Source organism: Trebonia kvetii, assembly GCF_007827045.1.
In the GTDB taxonomy this organism is placed as follows: domain Bacteria; phylum Actinomycetota; class Actinomycetes; order Streptosporangiales; family Streptosporangiaceae; genus Trebonia; species Trebonia kvetii.
Genome location: NZ_RPFW01000002.1, coordinates 333,796 through 354,121, shown reverse-complemented (window position 1 = coordinate 354,121; position 20,326 = coordinate 333,796). Strand labels below are relative to the sequence as shown.

Genomic DNA, 20,326 nt, shown 5'->3' with positions numbered 1-20,326 from the left:
CTGCCGGTCAACGGGAAGCTGGAGCATGCGTATCAGCACTTCCGGGTACTTGGGGTGGTTGCGCACGGTTTGATACTCACGGTAGCCAAGTGTCTGAAGTGAAAGTGCCGGCTCGACTGGCAGGTTCCAGGCGGGCGCCTAGGCGGCCACTCCCCCTGAACCGCCGCGAACGCCGCGCCCGCCTGAGGTTCGCGTCGCATGAGACTCCGCCGAGCATGCCTAACAACCTGATTTGTGAGATTGGACACCTCCCCAGGTCACGCTGGCAGTCAGGCGCGTAGTCCGATCACCTGCTCGGCTCTGGCCTGATCGTGAGCGACGTCGGCACGGGAGGGCAGGAGATCGTAACGCCCGCGTCGGTGACTGACGACTGGCAGGCCATGGTTTTCACCTGACCAGGGAAGCCGATGGACCTCACCTGGCTGTAGGCGGTGACCTGGCACCGGCCTGGCGTCCCGCCCGCGCGGATGACGTAGACGGCGTCGGTTCCGCTCTCTACCCCCTGCCAGTGGACCCGGACGCCGGCCGCAGCGCAGGTGCGCGACGCGGCCGTAAAGCATTGCGCAGCACCTGGAGTGCCAGCGGGTTGACCGGGCATTCCCCACAGGCCGCAGCCGGCGGCGGGCAAGACATACGTAGCCTGCACCCAGATGTACACGCCGGCCGCCCACTACGGTTATGACAGTCAAGACTGCGATGGCCCTGTTGCGCATTGTCGGCTCTCCGCTCGCCCGGGGCATCTTCTCCTGATGAGACGCTGCGGACTGCCGATCGAGAAGGCCGCAAGGCCTGTCGTCGCGGGCTTGTGACCCAATTGAGGCACGACCGGGATCAGGGCCACCGGCCTGGCCACGCTCCGGCGTCAGCCCTGATCGGTAACCGGACGCGACAAGCGCGGCCGGCTCTCCGCCAGCTGCAGCAGCCGGTGCACACCCGCCCGCGAGCGCTTGTGCGCGTACATCTCCCGGTCGGCGGTGCGCAGCAGTTCCTCGGCGCGCTCCGCCGCTGATCCGGCCCGGTCGTCCGCACCGCCGGGCTCACACACCAGGCCCAGCGAGCACGACAGGTGCAGGCGCAGGTCTGCGATGCGCACCGGATCGCGCGCGAACGCCTTCTCGATCCGCCGCAGCAACCCCGGCGCGTCCGCCTGCTGGACCCCGGGCGCGACCACGACGAACTCGTCCCCGCCGATCCTGGCGACCACGTCCACTGCCGCCAGGCGCCGCGCCAGCCGCACGCCCATGACTCGCAGCACCTCGTCGCCGACCGCGTGACCGTGCGTGTCGTTGATCCGCTTGAAGTCGTCTAGATCGCAGAAGACCACAGCGAGCGGGATCTGCGCGGCCAGCAGCTCCTCAAGCCGCTCCTCCAGCAGCACCCGGTTGGCCAGGCCGGTCAGCGAATCTCGGCGAGCCTGGTGGCGCAGGTCGGTCTCACGGGCGTGCTGCTCGGCGTACGCGGCGTGCAGCGCGGCCCTCTCTTGCTCCAGCGTGCGCATCTCGCGCAGCGCCTGCTCGTGCCGTCGGGCGTTGAGGATCGCGATCACCGCCTGCTCGGCGAACAGCTCGAGGAACTCGTTGACCCAGGGCGGCGGGATGCGCCCGTCCCTGGGACGGTCCAGGCCCATCGTCCCGATCAGCTCGCCGCCCGGCCCGTAGAGCGGGGCCATCAGCTCGTACTCGGGCCGCCAGGCATCGGGGACATCCAGCGGCGCATAGTCGGGAACGAACATGATGACGCCATCGGTCTCCCCGAAATGGGACCAGAACCGCAGCGCACCCCACGCCTCGCCACCGGCCAGGTGCTCCACGAGCGCGGCACGCGGGCATGTCGTGCCGAGCAGCATCGCCACCGCGTCTGGCGGCCCGACCACCACCTCGACGTGCAGGTCCACCGCGTCCGGTTCCCGGGCCGTGGTCAGCGTGACCCATGTGTACGGCGTCGAACTCGTCACGCCCTCCGCGATCGCCTGGAGCGTCGCGGGCAACCCGACGGCCGCGTGCACAGAGGCCAGTGCACGCTGAATGGAGCCGAGCGCCGAGCGCGGGATCCGCAGCTCGGCATCCGCTTCCATGACTGCGCGCTCCCTTCGCCACCGCTCGGACGGGCCTGCTTCCCGGTGTCCTCCCAGCTCGCGGCCGAGCCGTCCGAGGCCGCACATTTCCGAGGCAGTAACTCTACTCCCCCGATGCGGCCACTTTCCGTGACTAATGGTGGCCAGAGACCGTGGGCTTCCCGGTCCCCGCGGCATCGCGGCCGGGCGATCAGCGCGGGGCTTTCAACCCTTCCACTCCCCCAGCACGGCACTTCCTGTTTGCCTGCTCATTCCGGGAGATATTCGGCAAATGCACGATCCGGCTCCGTGCCTTGAGTGGCACCAATTACAAATTGAGACCTCAGTGGTCAGGTATCACTAGAGCGCGCCGCTTTGCATCGGCATCGCGCGCAAAAAGCCTGAAGCCGAAACGGCCGGCGTCAGTTAGACTGAATTCAGCAGCTGGGAAACAAATAATCGTCAATTCAACTGAGACTGGACAGGCGTCTCGTTGAAGGCGCTGCGCCGCCGCCCGTCAGCCAGAACCTCGCCCGCCGGCGGCGCTACCTCAAGCCGAGCCACTGGCCAGGACCGGGCCTGCTCGCCGCGGGGACAGCAGAGCAGAGGTCGTTATTATTTCGTTATCAACATCGTGTACTTCACGGCGTCGGCACCACTCTGCCAGATTGACGGTATCCGCCGCACGAGGCTGAATCGCTCGCGATCCAGCCGCCCAGAACTTCGGTGCACTGTACGCGGGGGGTCGCAATGAAATGGTATTTCCAGCCGCGTCTCGACGGCGCCGGGGCGGCACCGGATAATGACGACGATTTTCCGCCCGGCCTGCTCGATCTGCCAGCATCCCTGCTGGAACGCCATGGCGGGCGGGTACTCAACCCCGCACGCGCCGTAGCCGTAGACGGTTACCCTCGCCCGCGGCCGACGGTGTACCGGGCCAGGACGCTGCTGGTCCCCGACGATCTGCAAGGCGACAGCGGCTTCATGACCACTGTCAACGCGGTCCTCGGGATCGCCGGGATGATGCTGGTGCCGCCCGGGGAGAACGCCGACGCGGACCTCGCAGCAGGCGACGGCGACCGGCGGGTCTTCGAGGACCTGGCCCGGCTGCCCCGGCCCGCGGCCCTGGTCCCCCTCCCGGGCTATCGCCATCCGGTAGAAATCGACGCCTGGACAGCGCTGCAGACGCTGCGCGCGGCCGCCGCCCCTGGAGAACAGGTGGCGAACGAGGAATCGGCGGCCGCCGAGCCGCCCATCCTCGACAAGGCGAGCATCGACCGTTTCGAGCTGGAGCATCTGCTGATCGGCTCGCCCATCACCGGCAGCCCGGTCGGCGAAGGAGGCGGCGGCATCACCGGGGGCCCAGGCAGCGGTAGCGACGTCAGCGGGCCGAGCACCACCAGTTCTTACCTGTTTAGCGGCGGCGACCCGCGCACTCCGGTCGCGGTCTTCGTCAAGCCGCCGCGCCGCAGGCGGGATGCCACCTGCGCGTCCCGTTACGGCCGTCGCCCGGCGATCGCCGTCCTGGACACCGGGGTGCGCGCCCACGAGTGGCTGGACGTGGGCGTGAACCCGGCCGGCGGCTACACCACGTCCCCGTCCGGCTTCGTCACGTGGGACGAAAGGATCCAGGAGCACATCCGGCACGAGGGCGAGCGGGCGAGAGCGCATGGCGACAAGCCGCGCCAGGTGATCCAGAACGCCTGGGACGCACCGCTGGCGGACAACCCGCTGATCGGCGAGCTCAACGAGGCCCTTGGCCACGGCACGTTCATCGCGGGCATCGTCCGCCAGGTCGCCCCGGAGGCCCAGGTCCTGGCCGTGCGCGTGATGCGCAGCGATGACATTCTCAACGAGGGCGACATCATCTGCGCGCTTGGCCACCTGGCCAAGCGGATCGCGCGCGCCAGGCCGGACGACCCGGTGGCACGCGTCGATGTCGTCTCACTGTCGTTCGGCTACTTCAGCGAGTCCGCGCACGACAAGGTGGTGACCTCCGGGCTCTGGCAGGCGATCAAGGTGCTGATCTCGCTGGGCGTCGTGGTCGTCGCCGCGGCGGGAAACTACGCGACGAACCGCAAGTTCTACCCCGCCGCGTTCGCACTTGAGCCCGTCCCGGCCGGCCAGGTGCCGCTGATCAGCGTCGGCGCCCTCAACCCCAACGGCACCAAGGCCATGTTCAGCAACGACGGCCACTGGGTGACCGCCTGGGCGCTGGGTGCCTGCGTGGTCAGCACGTACCCCATCGACGCCGACGCCAGCCGCACTCCCGCGCTCAGGATTCCCGTCAACAGGATGCCATCAGGGCACTGGCCACCCGGCCGCGAGGCGCTTGACCCCAACGACTACTCGGCCGGCTTCGCACTCTGGAGCGGTACGTCGTTCTCGGCCCCGTACGGGGCGGCGCTCATCGCCAAGTCGTTGCTGAAGGGCGCTGTCGGATCTGGGCTGAAACTGGACAGCCCCGGGGACGAGGAGAGGCGCAAGCGAGCAGTGGCCGCCTGCAACAATCTGCCCCGTCGCATCCTGTGATCGCCGTGGATGACCGAAGGCCGGCCCCCGTGCGGCCGAGTCAGCCAGACCGCGCCGCCCGCATCGCGGCCCTGGTGAGTGCGGTCAGACAGGGCAGCGATGATGCGCTCGGCCAGATCGTGACCGAATTCAGCCCGCTGCTGTGGCACGTCGCGCGGGCAACGGGGCTGAGCGCGGGCGACACGGAGGATGTACTGCAGACCGTCTGGATGCGCTTGTTCGAGCACCTGGACGAAATCCGCACCCCGACCGCGCTCGCCGGCTGGCTAGTCATCACCACGAGGCGGGAAGCATGGCGGGTGCGCGCGGCCGAGCGCAAGCAGTTTCCCACGGACCAGGAGGCATTCGCCGAGTTGCCCGACGAGGGACCTGGATCGGAGGAACAAGTCATGATCGATGACCAGCGCCGTGCCCTGTGGACAGCCATCCGCCAGCTGTCGCCGCGGTGCCAGGAACTGCTGCGCATCATCGCCTTCGTGCCGCGTCCGGATTACGCCGCGGTAGCCGCCGAACTCGGCATGCAAGTGGGCAGCGTGGATCCCACCCGCGGCCGGTGCCTGGCCAAGCTGCGCGCCCTCCTGCTGGCCAAAGGCCTTGAGGAGAATCCGCGATGACGCACCCAGACGCGGGCAGCGGCGCGTCGGCTGACGGCCCGCTTGATGACTTCGACTTCCGGCTCCTCGACGACATCCAGGAGATGTACCAGGCGGTTGACCCGATGCCGGCGGATCTTCCTGAACGGCTTCGCTTCCTCCTCTCGCTGCGTGACCTCGAGATCGAGATGGCGCGGTTCGTCGATGAAGAGCTGTCAGCCGCGGCGGTCCGCGGCGCGGAGCAGAGCCGCACGATTACCTTCGACAGCGAAAGCCTTACCGTCATGATCCGCATCGACGCGAACAGCGACGGAACGGTGCGGATCGACGGCTGGCTGGCGCCGCCGCAGCGCCGGGAGATCGAGATGAAGACCACCGCGGATCCCCTGAGCGTCAGCAGCGACGAGCAGGGACGTTTCGCCTTCACCCGGGTGCCACGGGGAACGGCGCAGCTCATCATCCGGTCAGCCGAACCGGGGCAGAACGGCGCCGGCCCGTCCGTGGTGACTCCCGCGCTCATCTTGTGACCTGCTCCTGGAGGCGGCCGATCAATGCCACCCGCTGAGCGGCCCTCAGTCCGCTCCCGTCGTTCGCTGGACCGTGCCGAGAGCCTGGCCCTGGAGGCACGCGTGCGCGGCATCCGGGAGGGCAACATCGGGCACCCCGCGGCGGGCGCCCGCTATGCCCGGGCCGGGCTACGGCACCTGGGCTGGCGGGAAGACGGAGAACAACCCGACGCGCAGCAGGTGCACGAGGCGCATCACGCCCTGGCCGCCAGGCTGCTCGCGATCCTGGCGTTGTGGGAGTCCGAACAGGGCCGCACCGAATACGGGCTGTGCCTGCTAGACCGAGCCCACGGCCTGGCGGCTCCGGAGAACCACGGCCTGCTGTTTCTTCAGCGGGGCCGCATCTTCACGCTGACCGGGCGGGGAGGTGAGGCGCTGAGGATGCTCGACAGCGCGGTCGCGCGACTGGAAGGGGATCCGGCGGAGACCGCGAACCTGATCGCGGCACTGCTCAACCGCAGCTTCGCTCACCTGAACGCCGGTGATGTCCGGCGAGCACGCGCCGACCTGCTCTGGTGTCAGCGAGTCGCGGCAGCCGAGGGCCATGACCGGATGACAACCAAGGCACTGCACAACCTCGGGTACTGCGATCTGCTTGCTGGCGATATTCCCGCCGCGCTGCAGCTCTTCAACGCGGCCGCCGACGGTTACCGGCGGTGCGCGCCCGGCATCCTGCCGATCCTGGCGATGGACAAGGCCCGTGCGCTGCTGGCCGCCGGCCTGGCCGGTGATGCGGCCAGTGAACTGGACGACGCGATGACCTCGTTCCGGAGGCAGCGCCTTGACCATGATCTCGCGGATGCCGAGCTGGCCAGGTCTGAGGCGGCACTCGGCGCCGGCGAGGCTGACGCCGCGCGGCGCTGGGCGACGACCGCCGAGCGCCGTTTCCGCCGGCACGGCAACGACGCGTACGCATGCCTGGCGGCACTGACCAGGTTGCGGGCCCGGTCGGTCGCTGTGGGCCGCCGGGCGGCCGCCGCGGCAGAGGCCATCCGGCTAGCCGAGCGGCTGCGCGGCTGCGGGCTGGCGAACGATGCGGAGATGGCCGAGTTGCTCGCGGCCCGGAACCTGCTCGTCGCCGGCCGCCTCGATGAGGCGAGCCGGCTGATCGCGGCAGTCCGCCGGCGCCGGCCGGCGGCACCGCTGGCGGTCAGCCTGATGCGTCGGCTGGCGCGGGCCGAACTGGCGGAGCGGCAAAGGCGGTCTGGGGCAGCGCTGGCCGAGCTCCGCGCCGGCCTGGCCATGGTGCAGACCCGTCGTGGCCGGCTCGGCAGCCTTGACCTGCAAACCGGCACCGGGGCCCTCGGCGCGGAGCTTGCCGCCGCCGGCCTGCGGGTGGCGCTGGACCGGAACTCGGCGCCGCTGGTGTTCGCCTGGCTGGAACGCTCTCGGGCGCAGGCATTCCGGGTCAGGCCGGTGCGCCCGCCCGCCGACCCGCAGACGGCGGCGGCCCTGGCCGAACTGCGGCTGCTCGGCCGCCTGACCCGCGAGGCCGAGCTGCGAGGCAAACGAGACCCCCGGCAGATGGCCAGGCAAGCCGAGTTGCAGCGTGAGATCAGGGAGCGCGACTGGCAGGCGAGCGGCGGCGGCATGGCCACGGCCCAGGCCAGCCTCAGTGAGGTGAGCGGCGCCCTGGCGGGCAGCGGGCAGTGCCTGGTGAGCATCCTCGTCCGGCGCGGCCAGATACTCGCGGTGCTCGTCCGGCCCGGATCTGTGCGGCTGGCCAGGCTCGGTAACTTCGACGCGGCCGCCGAGGCGGCCAGGCGGTTGAACGCCGACCTGGACACGCTGGCCGGACGGCTGATGCCCGCCAGGCTGGAGGCGGTGATCAGGGAGTCGATAGGGCGCCAGACAGCAGTGCTGACCGCCGAGATCATCGAGCCACTGGGGTCCTGGCTCGGCGATGACGGCGTGGTCCTCGTCCCCGCGGGCGCGCTGGCGAGCATCCCCTGGAGCGTGCTGCCGTCCCTGCGCGGGCGCCCGGTCACGGTGAGCCCGTCCGCGTCCGCCTGGCTGGCCGCCTGGCTGAGCGGCACCGCGGCGGCGCGGCCGCCGCGGGTCGCCCCGCCGCTCCTGGTCGCGGGACCGGATCTGGACCATGCGGCCCGGGAGGTCACCGACATCGCACGGTGTTATGCCGGCTGCCAGCCGCTGCTGGCGGAACGGGCCACCGTCGGTGCCGCCCTGCATGCCTTGGATGGTGCGCCGCTAGCCCACCTGGCCGCACACGGGCATCACGAACGCGAGAATTTCCTGTTCTCGCGGCTCGACCTGGCCGACGGTCCGTTGATGGCCTACGACATTCAGCAGCTCGCGGCCGCTCCCCGGCACGTGGTCCTGTCATCGTGCGATGTAGGGCGGACCGTGATACGTCCGGGTGAGGAGATCCTCGGCTTCACCGCGGCCCTGCTCTACAGCGGGACAGCGTCGGTGATATCGAGCGTCACCCGGGTAGCGGACGCCAGTGCCGTCAACCTGATGATCGCCTACCATCGACTGCTCGCGGCCGGGGCCCGGCCCGCCGAGGCACTCGCCGAGGCCGCCCTCGTCGAGAAGTTCAGCCCGTTCGTCTGCTTCGGCGGCGGCTAGCCGCCGACCGGGCAAGGCTGGCAGGTGAGCGGGCAGGCTGGCAGGTGAGCGGGCAACGCTGGCAGGTGAGACCCTGATGGCACACAACGTACCGATGCTGCCTCGGAACAACGGGATGGGTGAACACCGTGACGGAGAAGCACGAGATGGTCCTCAGCAGCCGCGTGGAGTCAGGGGAAGAGGAGTGGACCTGCCTGCGCTGCGGGCGGCGGCTGCTGCTGCCGTGGCCTCCTCACCTGGAAAAACTCGTGCTTGACCAAGGGGACGTTACCGCGATTCACGTTGGCGGAACGGGCGGCGTGCGCGCGGGCGGCATCACGGCCACCGCGGAGCCGCCGGACGCCGACCGGCAGTGGCTGCTCGGCCAGGGCATCGACTGGGACGGCACTTCGGCCTGAGAACCGGCTCGGAACTGGCGATCCGAGGCCGGCCACGGCCGGCCTCGGATCTCTCGTCAGGCCTAGTAGATGTCGAGGACCGGGATCTCGATGTACGCGGACATCGGCGGGTTGCCGCCGAACGTCACCCGCGCCAGGACCTCGTACGTGCCCACCGGCAGTGAGTTGGCCGGCACGGTCACGGTCGTGTCGGGGGCCCCGTAGGTGGTCTGTCCTGCCACGGTGGTCCGCACCACCGACAGCGGCGTGCCGTTGGCGTTACCCACCCCGGCGAACGTGTACGTAACGGTGTAGGTGAGGCCGAGACCGGCCAGCCAAGCGGCGAAGATGCCCGTCAGTTCCCAGGTCATCGACACGGTGAACGCGTCGCTCACCGGGATGACCCAGGTGTCCGGGCCGTTGGGGCTGGTGATTGTGAGAGCCGTGCCGTCGATTCCGATGAAGGAATTCGTGCCGGCCTCTGGGTTTCCGCCATGACTCATGAGTCGTCTCCTTCGAGTTCGAAACTGGCGCTTTCGCCCGTACAGAGCGCGACCCGGCTGTCCAGATACCACCTGAGTTATGCCGCGCACTTATCCGTATGCGCGGCCTAGGCAGTCTCCGTTCACCCCATTCCCCCAAGGAACTTTGACACCGATAAGTAACTGTAATAACAGGTCGCCGAGTGGCGAGCCGATTGCGGGATAAACGGCAAGAAGCCACTGTTAACGCCCGATTTCAATCGTGTCGGCCTAGAAATTACGAAATAAAACGTAGAACATTTCAGACTTGTTGGGCTTCGATCTTTTCCGTTGCGTGAAACAGTGGGAAACTCGACCGCGTCAGCAGACGGGTATCTCACCGGCTGTGGCGAAGCACAGTCGGCTCGACTCCTGGCAGAGGAGGACGGGCAATGATGCGTAGTCCCCTGCGGCGCCCCCGTGCCGCGCAGCTAGCCATCGGAGCCGGCGCACTCACGGCGCTGGCGCTTCTCACTGTCCCAGCGGCCACGGCCGGGCCGACCAGCACCAACGCTGCCGCCAGGGCCGGAGGCCAGGCGGCGCTTGCCGCCACCCAGCAGGCCGGCGCCGGCCTGTCTGCCGCGACCAGGCAGCGGCTTGCGTCGATCAGCGACAAGGTCAACTCGCTGATCGGCAAGATGACGCTCGCGGAGAAGTTCGGTCAGCTGGAGATGTCCGGCCCTACTGGCCCGAACGGCACCCCCGGGCAGACGCTACTCGACGAGGTACGTGCCGGAACGGTCGGTTCCGTCCTCGATCTCGTCGGCGTCAGCAACATCAACCAGGTGCAGCAGGCCGCCCTGCAGTCGCGCTTGCACATCCCGGTGATCTTCGGGCTCGACGTGATCCATGGATACAAGACGATCTTCCCGGTGCCGCTTGGCGAGGCGAGCAGCTGGGATCCGGCCGCGATAAGCAGGGACGAATCGATCTCGGCCAGCGAAGCGACCGCAGACGGGATCAAGTGGACCTTCAATCCGATGGTCGACATCAGCAGGGACCCGCGCTGGGGGCGGGTCGTCGAAGGCGCCGGAGAAGATCCATTCCTCGGCGCGGCGATTGCCGCGGCGAAGGTACGCGGCTACCAGGGCAGCGACTACAGCGCGCCGGACAAGATGGCCGCGACCATCAAGCACTTCGGGGCGTACGGCGCGGTGCAGGCCGGCCGCGAGTACGCGTCCACGGACATGTCCGAGCAGCAGCTGCGCAACATCTACCTGCCGCCGTACAGGGCCGCTGTCGACGCGGGCGCCGCAACGGTGATGAGCGCCTTCACCTCGCTCAACGGGGTACCTGCCTCCGCCAATCCGTACCTGCTCACGACGATCTTGCGTGACGAGTGGGGGTTCGGCGGCACGGTGCTCAGCGACTATCAGGCGATCCAGGAACTGGAAGTCTTCGGCTACGCGACCAGCGGGGCGCAGGCCGCACAGCTCGCGCTGACCGCCGGCGTGGACATCGAAATGGGCGTGCAGGTACCCAGCCAGTTTTCCACGTACACCCTGTACGGACCCGACCTCGTGAAGAGCGGCAAGGTCAGCATGGCGACCATCAACAATGAGGTTCGGCATGTGCTGAACCTGAAGTTCCTGGCCGGCATGTTCGACCATCCGTTCACCGACCCGAACCGGGTGAAGACCGCCGAGCTGACGCCGGCGAACCTGGCGGCGGCGCGGACCATGGCCGGCAAGTCCATGGTGCTGCTGAACAACAACAACGGCGCGCTTCCCCTCAGCACCAGCCTGCCATCGATCGCTGTCGTAGGCCCGCTCGCCGACAACCCGTCTGACCAGTTGGGCCCGGACGTGCCCATCGGGTACTCGTCGTCGGACCTGAACTCGGTGGTCCCCGTGCTCGATGGCATCAAGACGGCCGCACCGAACGCCACGGTCAGCTACGCGCAGGGCTGCGACACCTCCTGCACATCGACATCCGGCTTCGGCGCTGCGGTCAGCGCCGCCAAGGCGTCGGCAGTCACCGTAATAGTCGCCGGCGAGCCGTCCGCCGACTCCAGTGAGGCATCCTCCCGCAGCGACATCAGCCTGCCCGGGCAGCAGACCGCCCTTATCCAGGCCATCGCCGCGACCGGAAAGCCCTATGTCGTGGTGCTGATGAACGGCCGCCCGCTGACCCTCGGCTGGGTCGCCGACAACGCCCCCGCGCTGCTCGAGGCGTGGTACCCAGGCACCGAAGGCGGTAACGCGGTCGCCGACGTGCTGTTCGGCAAGGTAAACCCGGGCGGCAAGCTACCGATGAGCTTCCCGCGCAACGTGGGGCAGATCCCGATCTCCTACAACGAGCTGCCCACCGGCCGCCCCGCTGACCCGAACAACAAGTACACATCGAAGTACCTCGACGTAGCGAACACGCCGCAGTACGCCTTCGGGTACGGCTTGTCGTACACCACCTTCGCGCTGTCAAACCTGCACGTGTCGGCGGCCAGCGTCTCAACAAAGGGGACGCTCAGCGTCAGCGCGGACATCACCAACACCGGAACCGTGGCCGGAGACGACGTCGTCCAGCCCTACACCCACCAGGACGGAACGAGCATCCTGCAGCCCGTCCGCCGGCTCAACGGCTTCGAGCGGGTCACGCTGGCACCCGGCCAGACCAAGACGATCACGTTCACGCTGGGGCCGAGCAACATCGGCTTCTACAACAACCTCGGGCAGTTCGAGGTGGATCCCGGCACCGTCGACGTCTTTGTCGGTGACAGCTCGACCGGCGGCACGCAAGGCCAGTTCACGGTCGGATAACTCATGAGAATCGCGACATCCGGGCGAGGATCGCGGGCGCGGCGCTGGCTGGCCGCGCCCGCGATGGCCATCGTCACCACCGCAGCACTCACCCTGACCACGGGCCCCGCGACCGCCGCCGGGGCCGGAACCGGACGCCCGGTTTCCCGCTACCACGCGCTGACCACGGCGCAGCAGGCGACCTTGCTCGGCATCGCCCGTGACACCTGGAAGTTCTACCAGGCTGACGTCGACCCGATCACGCACCTGCCGCTTGACAACCTGACCTTCGCGGCCGGGTCCGCCACCCCGACCGGATACGGCAGGTACACCTCCGCCGCGAACATCGGGGTGTACTTGTGGGCAGTGGTCGCCGCTCAAGACCTCGGGCTGGTCACCAGGCCGCGAGCCCGCGAACTGGTGACGGCCACGTTGCACGAAGTAGCGCACCTGAAGCGGTTCGACGGATTCCTGTACCAGTGGTACGACACCACCACCGGGGACGTCATCAGGAATCCGGGAGACATCGACTGCTCCGCAGAACCCACGCCCACGTTCGACGATAGCCGGGAACCAGCCAACCGGTCAGATGTACGGCGGCTATTACGCCGGACTCCCGCCAGATCAGGGCGACAACCGGACGCACTACTACCACAACGGCGCGTTCTACAGCGACCCGCGGATCTCCGCCTACATCGGCATGGGGCTGCGCCAGATGCCGGGCAACGTGTGGTGGCGCAGCTGGCGGGAGTTGCCGCCGGCGGCCCCCTTCGCCGACTGCCAGGCCAGCGACCCTGACTTCTCCTGGCAGGGACAGTGGCCGATGGGAGGTTCCTGGCAGGCCTACACGGACCCGCAGTCCGGCAGGCATTTCCCGGTCTGGGAGGGGCACTACACCTACCCGGGCTCCAGCCTGACCTTCATCCCGACCTACTCGGGAGGGATGTTCGAGGGGCTGATGCCTAACGAGGTCGTCCCGGAAACTAGCTGGGGCACGCACAGCTTCGGCCTCGCGGACACCCGCACCGCCGACGTGCAGATCAGGTACGCCGTCCAGCAGTTGCACTACCCCGTCTGGGGCATGTCGCCGTCAAGCACCCCCGACGACACCGGCAACTACGCCGGATACGGTGTTGAGGGCCTGGAATTCCCCTATTACGGGACCGGCGCCGACGCCGCCCATCCGAACCTGGGACTGTCCCAGTGCCACGGCTGCGCGACGGAGGACGTCATCACGCCGTATGCGTCGTTCCTCGCCCTGGATGTCGCCCCGGAGCAGGCCTACGTCAACATCCAGCGGTTGACCGCGTTGTACCCGGGCAGCTACGGCGCTGACGGATTCTTCGACGCCGTGAGCCCCACCACCGGATCGGTCGGTCACCGCTACCTGGTGCTCGACCAGTCGATGATCATGGCAGCCCTCGACAACGCGCTCAATAATCGCGCCATCCAGCGCGACTTCGCGCGCGACCCAGTGTCCTGGGCGGCCCGCACCTACCTGTCACTGGAGCACATGTCCATTTAAACCAGCCTTCGCCTGCTCCCCCCCACGGCTCATCATGGCTGGCGGCTGGGGCTACAGCCGTGGGCTGTAGCCCCATCCGCAAGGAGTGTTGGCCTAGCGGCACTGTTGCCCGCGAGGATGGCCGGAAGAACACAAAGCGGAGGTGAGCCAGATGCCAACCAGCACATGGGCAACGCGGCCAACGCTTTCCCTGGAGCTGTCGCGGCGATTGGTGGACGCAGCCGTGGCCGCGGCCGAGGCAGGCGGGCTGCGCGTTACCGTCGTGACTGTCGATGAGTCGGGGGTGCTCAGGGAGGTGCGCCGGATGGATGGCGCCCCGCTGGTAAGCCTGCAGACAGCGATGAGCAAGGCGTACGCGGCCGCCGCCATCGGCATGCCGCCGGACGACTTCTTTGCCGCGATCGAGCCGGACCCCGCGGCGGTCGCGTCGTTCGCGAACCGGCCCGGGCTCGCCCTGATCGCAGGCGGCCTGCCAGTGCTGGCCGACGGCCAGGTGGCGGGTGCCATCGGGATCGCCGGGGCGATGACGGCGGCCCAGGACCGCGCGATCGCCGAGGCGGCGCTGGCGGGTGCCGCCGGGTGAGGTGCTACGAGCCCGCGACGGATTCCGTCGCGAGCGAGACGAAGCACTGCACGGCGGGCCTGGTGTCGCCTGTCCGCCAGGCGACGCACATCGTGGTCGGCGTCAGCCCGGCGCTCGGGATGAAGCAGACACCGGGACGGCCGTGGAACGTGGCTGCCGAAGACGGGCACAGGCCGATGCCGTGCCCGGCTGCAACGTGCTCGCACCAAACGTCGACGGTCCGGGCGGTGGCACCGATGATCGGCACGTCGCCGCCGGGCCGGGGCCTGACGAGCCAGGCATCCTGCCAGGCCCGCGGCTCGCAGCCGTCGGTTGCCAGGTCTGCGGTGACGAACGGCAGCCCGGCGACGTCGGCCAACGTGAGCTTTTCGCTTGCCGCGAGCGCGTGCCCCGCTGGAAGCACGAATGCGCGCGGCTCCGACCGCACCACCGCCAGCTCGATCCCGGGTGCCGCGACCGGCGGGCGCAGCAGTGCGACGTCGCTGCTGTGGTCGAGCAGGCCAGCCGACGGCTGGGTCATGTCGAAGTCCCGCAGGTGTATCTCCACGTCCGGGTACGCGCGCTCGAAGGCGGTGAGCAGCTGGGTCCTGGTCTCGTTCTCGCAGCCGGAGCCGATCCCTACCGACAGCTTGCCGGAGACCGCACGGGCAGCGTTGCGTGCGGCCGCCACGCCGCGGTCCAGGCTGGCCAGCGTCTCCTGGGCAACCGTGAGGAACGCGGCGCCCGCTGGCGTGAGCGTGGCACCCTTGTTCGTCCGGTTCAGCAGCTGGGTCCCGACAGCGTCTTCCAGCTGCCGGATTTGCGCGCTGAGGACCTGCTGCGCGACATGGACACGTTGCGCGGCGGCGGTGAAGCTCGCCTCGTCGGCGACCGCGACGAAGTACCTGAGGTGGCGCAGCTCAATGTTCATCGCTAGCTCATCCTAACTGCGGGGGAAGACAATGTCCGAGAGCACAGAAGAGCAGCAGAAGGCACTGCCTGGCAGGCTCGCCCAGGTGATCGCGACCCGAGGCGGCCTGGCGCCGCCCGAGGCCCCGTTCGTGATCGAGCACCGTGAGGCGCTGATCTACATGCTGTGCGAGGCTGCGGAGCTTGAGCACGGGATCATGTGCCAGTACCTGTTCGCGGCGTTCTCGATAAAGCAGGACGCGGCGGAGGGGCTGACGGACGATCAGGTCGCGACTGTCCGGCGCTGGCGGGAACGGATCTCGCATGTCGCCGCTCAGGAGATGCTGCATCTGGCACTGGTGCAGAACTTGCTGTCCGCGATCGGCGCGGCCCCGCACCTGTCGCGGCCGAACTTTCCGCAGCCTGCCAGCCATTACCCGGCCGGGGTGAACCTGACGCTGCTGCCGTTCGGCGAGGCGGCGCTGCGGCATTTCATGTTCCTTGAGCGCCCGGAGGGCATGGCGCTGCACGACGCGCCCGGCCTGGCCGCCTACGGCCGGGCGGCGCCGGCGATGCAACCCGGCGACATCGCGCCGCACGGCCAGGATTTCGCGACCGTCGGCCACTTGTACCGGTCGATCGAGGCTGGCATCGAGCACCTGGCGCAGAAATACGGCGAGAGGGGGCTGTTCGTCGGCCCGCCCAGGGCCCAGGCCACGCAGCAGTACTTCCAATGGCCGGAGCTGGTCGCGGTGACGGACGTGACGTCGGCGCGGCGGGCAATAGGCGAGATCCTTGAGCAGGGCGAGGGGCCGCGCGGAGACTGGCGGAACGCGCACTTCGGGCAGTTCGTCGAGATCCTCGACGAGTTCGAGCAGCTCCGCGAGGCCGACCGCGGCTTTGACCCGGTGCGCCCGGTGGTCCCGCTGAACGTCCGCCCCAGCGAGCGAGACCCCAACGTGCCGCTTGTTACCGACCAGCTCGCGCAGCGTGTGATGGACCTGTTCAACGTCTGCTACGAGGTTCTCCTGCTGATGTTGCAGCGTTTCTTCGCGCATGCCGAGGAGACCGATGCCCAGCTCAAGGTGCTCGCCGACGGGACCTACGCGCTGATGGTGCAGGCGATCAAGCCGCTCGGTGACGTCATCACCAGGCTGCCCGCCGGCCCGGAGTACCCCGGCCAGACCGCCGGCCCGAGCTTCGAGCTCTTCTACGAGAGCGACTACGTGCTACCGCACCGGGAGGCGGCCTGGGTTCTCCTGGCCGAGCGGATCGAGGCGGCCGCTACGTTTTGCCAGCCGTCCGGCACCGATTCCACCCCGGAGGTCACCCAGACGCTGGCGGAGGTCCGCGACGCGCTGGCCGGCATCGCCAGCTCCCTCCAAGCGCACCTGCCCTCCCGCCCAGCCCCGGCCCCAGCTGCGGCGGTCGAGGAAGTGCCCGTCATGCTCGACCGCGCCCGTGCCTTCTACCGAACGTGTGCGGGCGGCTCTCTCGATGACGTCGTCTCCTCGGCGTTCGCCGACGTCGCGAGATCCGCCTACCTTCTGCTGGAACACACCACCCGTTCGGAAAACTCGGCGGCGGAAACCGTAACGGTGGCGCGCATTACCGACTCCGTGCTGCGGCCGCTCGCCGATCGCCTCGGCCGGGACAGGCCGGCGGACACCTCAGGAGTCCCGGAGCCCCGCGTGCCGGACGGGACCGTTCCCGAGCTAGCGCGCCGGGCCGCAATGGACGCGACCCAGCTGCGCGTGCAGTTGGCGGACACCGCACCGCCGGAGCTGCTCGAGGCGGTCGCAGCACTGCAGCGGGTCGCCGTGGATCTGGCGCCAGACGCTGCCGGGCAGGCCGCGGAGCTCGCCGAGACGCAGCGCGGTCTGCGCCCGCGGATCGTGGTCGCGGAGAACGGGCCCTATCTGGTTACCAACGCCGCCGCGGTGCGCTCGTACCTCGGCGAGCGGCTGCGGGTGCCACCGCAGCTGGCGCTCTGCCGATGCGGGGAGTCGGGCGACAAGCCGTTCTGCGATGGATCGCACGCGCGGACAGGGTTCAGCGGTGCCAAGGATCCCAAGCGGGTTCCGGATCAGCGGGATACCTACCCCGGCACGCAAGTGACGGTCTTCGATAACCGGGGCATCTGCCAGCACTCCGGGTTCTGCACCGACCGGCTGCCTGCGGTGTTCCGCAGCGACGCTGAGCCGTTTGTCGCGCCGAGCGGCGGCCGGATGGACGAGATCGTCCGGGCGGTGCGCGACTGCCCGTCCGGGGCCCTGAGCCTGGCATTCGATGGAACGGAAGCCCGTGACCTGGCCGAATGGCATGGCATCCGGGAGCCGGCGATCGAGGTCTCGCTGGACGGGCCGTACCGCGTGACCGGCGCAATCCCGCTGGCGGACGCCGCCGGAAAGGACGTACCCCCGGCTTTGGGGTCATCGCGTGAGCACTACGCGCTCTGCCGGTGCGGGCACTCGCAGAACAAGCCATTCTGCAGCGGCATGCACTGGTACGTGCAGTTCCGCGACCCGGCTGGCACCGCCGATCCGACGCTGTTCGAGTGGGCCGGCGGGCTGCCCGCGCTGACCCGGATGACCAGGATGCTTTACGAGAGCCTGCTGCCCGCCGACGACCTGCTCGCGCCGGCGTTCGCCGACTTGCCGCCCGGCGCTCCGCAGCGCGAGGCGGCCTGGCTGGCGGAGGCGTTCGGCGGCCCTCAGCGGCGCGGCGTGACGTCGCTGGCGGGCCGGGACCTCACCCCCGCACTGCGAGCGCGCTGGGCCTCGCTGGCGCTTCGGGCGGCTGACCAGGCTGGCCTGCCGGACGACCCGGCGTTCCGTGCTGCCCTCGCCGGCTTCCTGGAGTGGGCGTCGCGAGTCCCCGCCGACTCCCCCGGACACGTGCCCAGCTGGGACTGGAGCCCAGGTGGGCGGCCGGATACATCCGGGGAGCAGGCCGGCGCCTCCGAGCCGAGCGTCAAGCTGCCGGGGCCGGATGAGACGGTGGGATTCGAGGCGCACATACGGCCGCTTTTCCGCGAGCGTGACCGGACGTCCATGCGGTTCGCGTTCGACCTGTGGTCCCGTGACGACGTGCAGCAGCACGCCACCGAGATCCTGCGGCAACTGCGCAACGGCACCATGCCGTGCGACGGGGCCTGGCCGCAGTCGTGGACGGAGGTTTTCCGGCGGTGGGCAGAGTCTGGTTTCCAGCCGTAGGACGCCTAGTCGTCTCCCGGGGATTGCGGGGTTTGGCCCCGGGGGCGAGACTCCCGGTATGAGTTCACCGAAGCACTGAGCGGGCCGCTGTGAGCCAGGCTCACGCGGTGGCGTTGTCCCGCCCGGGACGGAATTCGCCGCCGGGGGGCTAGGTGTCGCGCGCGTCTGGCCACACATGCCGCAGGGCCTGTTCTGCCCAGTCATCGGGTATGTCGGAGGTGGCGATGTACCGTGCGTAGAACGAGCCGATCAGCATGCTGGCGAGGACGTCGGGGTCTGCCGAGTCGGACAGTTCTCCGCGGCTGATCCCCTCGGCCAGGACCTGGCGCAGCGCAGTCCGGCGTGGCTCGACTAGCCGGCCGCGGAAGGCGGCGAGCAGTTCCGGGTGACGGTGCTCTTCTGCCAGCAGCGTGCCGACCACCGCCATGGAGTTACTGCGCAGCAGGTTGGCGCGGAAGTTCCGCAGGACCGCGAGAGCGCGGCTGCGGGGCGGCCCCGACCCGTCGGTCATGCTCTCGATCCGCAGCGAGTCGATGACTGCGACGGCCACGCTGGCCTTGCTGCGGAACCGGCGGCGGACGGCAGGGACTGTCGTGCCGGCGGCGGCGGCCACCGACTCCAGGGACATTCCCCCGTAGCCGGACTCGCGGAGCTGCTGCTCGGCCGCGGCCAGGATTGCCAGGTCCAGCTCGGGATTTCTCGGCCGCCCCGCAGGGCGGACGGCGGCAGGTCTCACTTCACATCCTCCTGGCCTGATTATATTATGATGCCCTATCGGAACGTAAATAGCGCAGGAGGCTTACCGTGACCGCCGGCCCGCTCCCCCCGACCGCAGTCATCCGCGTCTCACGCGGCAACTTCGATCCCGTCCGGTTCCCCGAGGTTCAGGAGATGTCCGTCGCGATCAGCCACTACCTGATTCCGGCCATCAAGGCACTGCCCGGCCTGATCAGCTACTACGTGGGCACCTCGCCCGACGGCTCCGGGGTACATGTCAGCATCTGGGAGACCGAGGAGCACGCACAGCAGATGGACCGGCTCAAGGTGATGATCGAGGATGCCCGGCGAGACGGAGTTAAGGTCGGTGTCACCTTCACCCCGATCGTCAACTACCCGATCGACTGGACCATCTGACCGGCAGGGTGCGCGGCAGGCCGAAGTGCGGCAGCAGGCCGCCGTCGACGAAGCGAGTTATCGCGGATATCCGCATCCCTTGCATGGTCAGCACCATGACACCGTGCGCGTGGCAGATCCCGGCGTGCTCGTCAGGCACGTAGCAGCCGAACGCGGGCTGACCATTTGCCCGGGTCGGAATCAGCCACGTGTGCCGGCTGCCCCGGTACCGCGAGCTCTGGGCCAGGAAGCTCGCGATCGCGGCGGGACCCTGGTATTCCAGCGTGGCAGGCGGCATGGTGAACCAGGCGTCGTCAGTGAGCAGCGCGATCACGCCGTCGATATCGTCGTCCCCGTAGGCCGCCGCGAATCGCTGCGCCAGGTCGCGTTCCTTCGCCGACCGCGGCAGCGGCGCGCTGTCCCGATCACGGACGGGCAGCACCGCCGCCATCGTAGCCCTGGCCCGCTGCAGAGCGCTGTTCACGGACGTCTCGCTGGTATCGAGGATGTCCGCCACCTCCGCGGACCGGAAGCCGAGTGCGTCGCGCAGCAGCAGCACCGCGCGCTGCCGTGGCGGCAAGTGCTGTGCCGCGGCGACGAACGCGAGCGCGATCGTCTCCTTCGCCTCATAGCGCGCGTCCGGTCCCGCGATGGTGTCCGGTATCCCGTCCAGCAGGGCGTCCGGGTACGGCTGGAGCCAGACCGGCTCACCGCGCCGGGTCGGCGTGACCGCCTCGAACGGCGGCTCCGGCGGTTCCGGCCGCGGGCGCCTGCCGCTGGCCCGCAGCGCGTTCAATGAGCAGTTGGTCGCGATCCGGTACAGCCAGGTGCGCAGCGAGGCGCGGCCCTCGTACCGGCCAATGCCGCGCCAGGCAGCAAGCAGGGTCTCCTGCAGCATGTCCTCGGCGTCCTGGACCGAACCGAGAATCCGGTAGCAGTGCAGCCGGAGTTCGGACAGGTACGGGCCGGTGAGTTCGGCAAAGGCCTGAGCGTCTCCCGCGCGAACACGCTCCAGCATGATGTCTGTGCTCGTCAC

Annotated in this window: 16 protein-coding genes; 10 read left to right on the top strand and 6 right to left on the bottom strand. The window is 69.0% G+C overall.

What is annotated here, in order from left to right:
• Window positions 1-286: 286 nt before the first annotated feature.
• Window positions 287-658 (bottom strand): hypothetical protein, encoded by a 372-nt coding sequence (locus tag EAS64_RS10355; RefSeq protein ID WP_145852722.1) that lies wholly within the window; start codon window positions 656-658, stop codon window positions 287-289.
• Window positions 659-862: 204 nt separating this feature from the next.
• Complete coding sequence (locus EAS64_RS10350; RefSeq protein ID WP_145852721.1) at window positions 863-2,074, bottom strand: GGDEF domain-containing protein; 1,212 nt, start codon at window positions 2,072-2,074, stop codon at window positions 863-865.
• A gap of 729 nt (window positions 2,075-2,803) precedes the next feature.
• Here EAS64_RS10350 and EAS64_RS10345 point away from each other — a divergent pair.
• The 5 genes from EAS64_RS10345 (at window position 2,804) to EAS64_RS10325 (ending at window position 8,731) form a co-directional block, all read left to right on the top strand.
• The gene (locus tag EAS64_RS10345) at window positions 2,804-4,585 is read left to right on the top strand and encodes a S8 family peptidase (RefSeq protein ID WP_145852720.1); all 1,782 of its coding nucleotides are present in this window, start codon (window positions 2,804-2,806) and stop codon (window positions 4,583-4,585) included.
• Window positions 4,586-4,659: 74 nt separating this feature from the next.
• Window positions 4,660-5,199, top strand: a complete 540-nt coding sequence (locus EAS64_RS10340; protein ID WP_222849183.1) for an RNA polymerase sigma factor — start codon at window positions 4,660-4,662, stop codon at window positions 5,197-5,199.
• Window positions 5,196-5,705, top strand: a complete 510-nt coding sequence (locus EAS64_RS10335; RefSeq protein WP_145852718.1) for a hypothetical protein — start codon at window positions 5,196-5,198, stop codon at window positions 5,703-5,705. Before EAS64_RS10340 ends, EAS64_RS10335 begins: the two co-directional genes overlap by 4 nt.
• 102 nt (window positions 5,706-5,807) lie before the next feature.
• Window positions 5,808-8,333: a CHAT domain-containing protein gene (locus tag EAS64_RS10330; RefSeq protein WP_187365822.1), complete on the top strand. Its 2,526-nt coding sequence runs from the start codon at window positions 5,808-5,810 to the stop codon at window positions 8,331-8,333.
• A gap of 119 nt (window positions 8,334-8,452) precedes the next feature.
• A complete protein-coding gene (locus tag EAS64_RS10325) occupies window positions 8,453-8,731 on the top strand; it encodes a hypothetical protein (RefSeq protein ID WP_187365821.1) in 279 nt (92 codons plus the stop codon).
• A gap of 62 nt (window positions 8,732-8,793) precedes the next feature.
• On the opposite strand, the gene EAS64_RS10320 is transcribed toward EAS64_RS10325, so the two are convergent.
• On the bottom strand, window positions 8,794-9,213 hold the full coding sequence (locus tag EAS64_RS10320; RefSeq protein WP_145852715.1) for a hypothetical protein: 420 nt from the start codon (window positions 9,211-9,213) through the stop codon (window positions 8,794-8,796).
• 410 nt (window positions 9,214-9,623) lie between these two features.
• On the opposite strand from EAS64_RS10320, the gene EAS64_RS10315 reads away from it, so the two are divergent.
• The 3 genes from EAS64_RS10315 to EAS64_RS10305 all read left to right on the top strand — a co-directional run bounded on the left by EAS64_RS10315 (window position 9,624) and on the right by EAS64_RS10305 (window position 14,074).
• A complete protein-coding gene (locus EAS64_RS10315; protein WP_222849182.1) occupies window positions 9,624-11,987 on the top strand; it encodes a glycoside hydrolase family 3 N-terminal domain-containing protein in 2,364 nt (787 codons plus the stop codon).
• A gap of 568 nt (window positions 11,988-12,555) precedes the next feature.
• Complete coding sequence (locus EAS64_RS10310; protein WP_145852714.1) at window positions 12,556-13,491, top strand: glucoamylase family protein; 936 nt, start codon at window positions 12,556-12,558, stop codon at window positions 13,489-13,491.
• Window positions 13,492-13,642: 151 nt separating this feature from the next.
• On the top strand, window positions 13,643-14,074 hold the full coding sequence (locus tag EAS64_RS10305; protein WP_145852713.1) for a GlcG/HbpS family heme-binding protein: 432 nt from the start codon (window positions 13,643-13,645) through the stop codon (window positions 14,072-14,074).
• A 4-nt stretch (window positions 14,075-14,078) separates the two neighbouring features.
• Here the strand turns inward: EAS64_RS10305 and EAS64_RS10300 are convergent, their stop codons facing one another.
• Window positions 14,079-14,984, bottom strand: a complete 906-nt coding sequence (locus EAS64_RS10300) for a LysR family transcriptional regulator (protein WP_145852712.1) — start codon at window positions 14,982-14,984, stop codon at window positions 14,079-14,081.
• Window positions 14,985-15,015: 31 nt separating this feature from the next.
• On the opposite strand from EAS64_RS10300, the gene EAS64_RS10295 reads away from it, so the two are divergent.
• Complete coding sequence (locus EAS64_RS10295; protein ID WP_145852711.1) at window positions 15,016-18,177, top strand: ferritin-like domain-containing protein; 3,162 nt, start codon at window positions 15,016-15,018, stop codon at window positions 18,175-18,177.
• A gap of 148 nt (window positions 18,178-18,325) precedes the next feature.
• Here EAS64_RS10295 and EAS64_RS10290 read toward each other — a convergent pair whose 3' ends face one another.
• Complete coding sequence (locus tag EAS64_RS10290) at window positions 18,326-18,913, bottom strand: TetR/AcrR family transcriptional regulator (protein WP_145852710.1); 588 nt, start codon at window positions 18,911-18,913, stop codon at window positions 18,326-18,328.
• Window positions 18,914-18,981: 68 nt separating this feature from the next.
• Here EAS64_RS10290 and EAS64_RS10285 point away from each other — a divergent pair, with 68 nt between their 5' ends.
• On the top strand, window positions 18,982-19,311 hold the full coding sequence (locus EAS64_RS10285; RefSeq protein ID WP_145852709.1) for a hypothetical protein: 330 nt from the start codon (window positions 18,982-18,984) through the stop codon (window positions 19,309-19,311).
• Here EAS64_RS10285 and EAS64_RS10280 read toward each other — a convergent pair.
• A complete protein-coding gene (locus EAS64_RS10280) occupies window positions 19,283-20,326 on the bottom strand; it encodes a sigma-70 family RNA polymerase sigma factor (RefSeq protein WP_222849181.1) in 1,044 nt (347 codons plus the stop codon). The two genes, EAS64_RS10285 and EAS64_RS10280, sit on opposite strands and share 29 nt — an antisense overlap.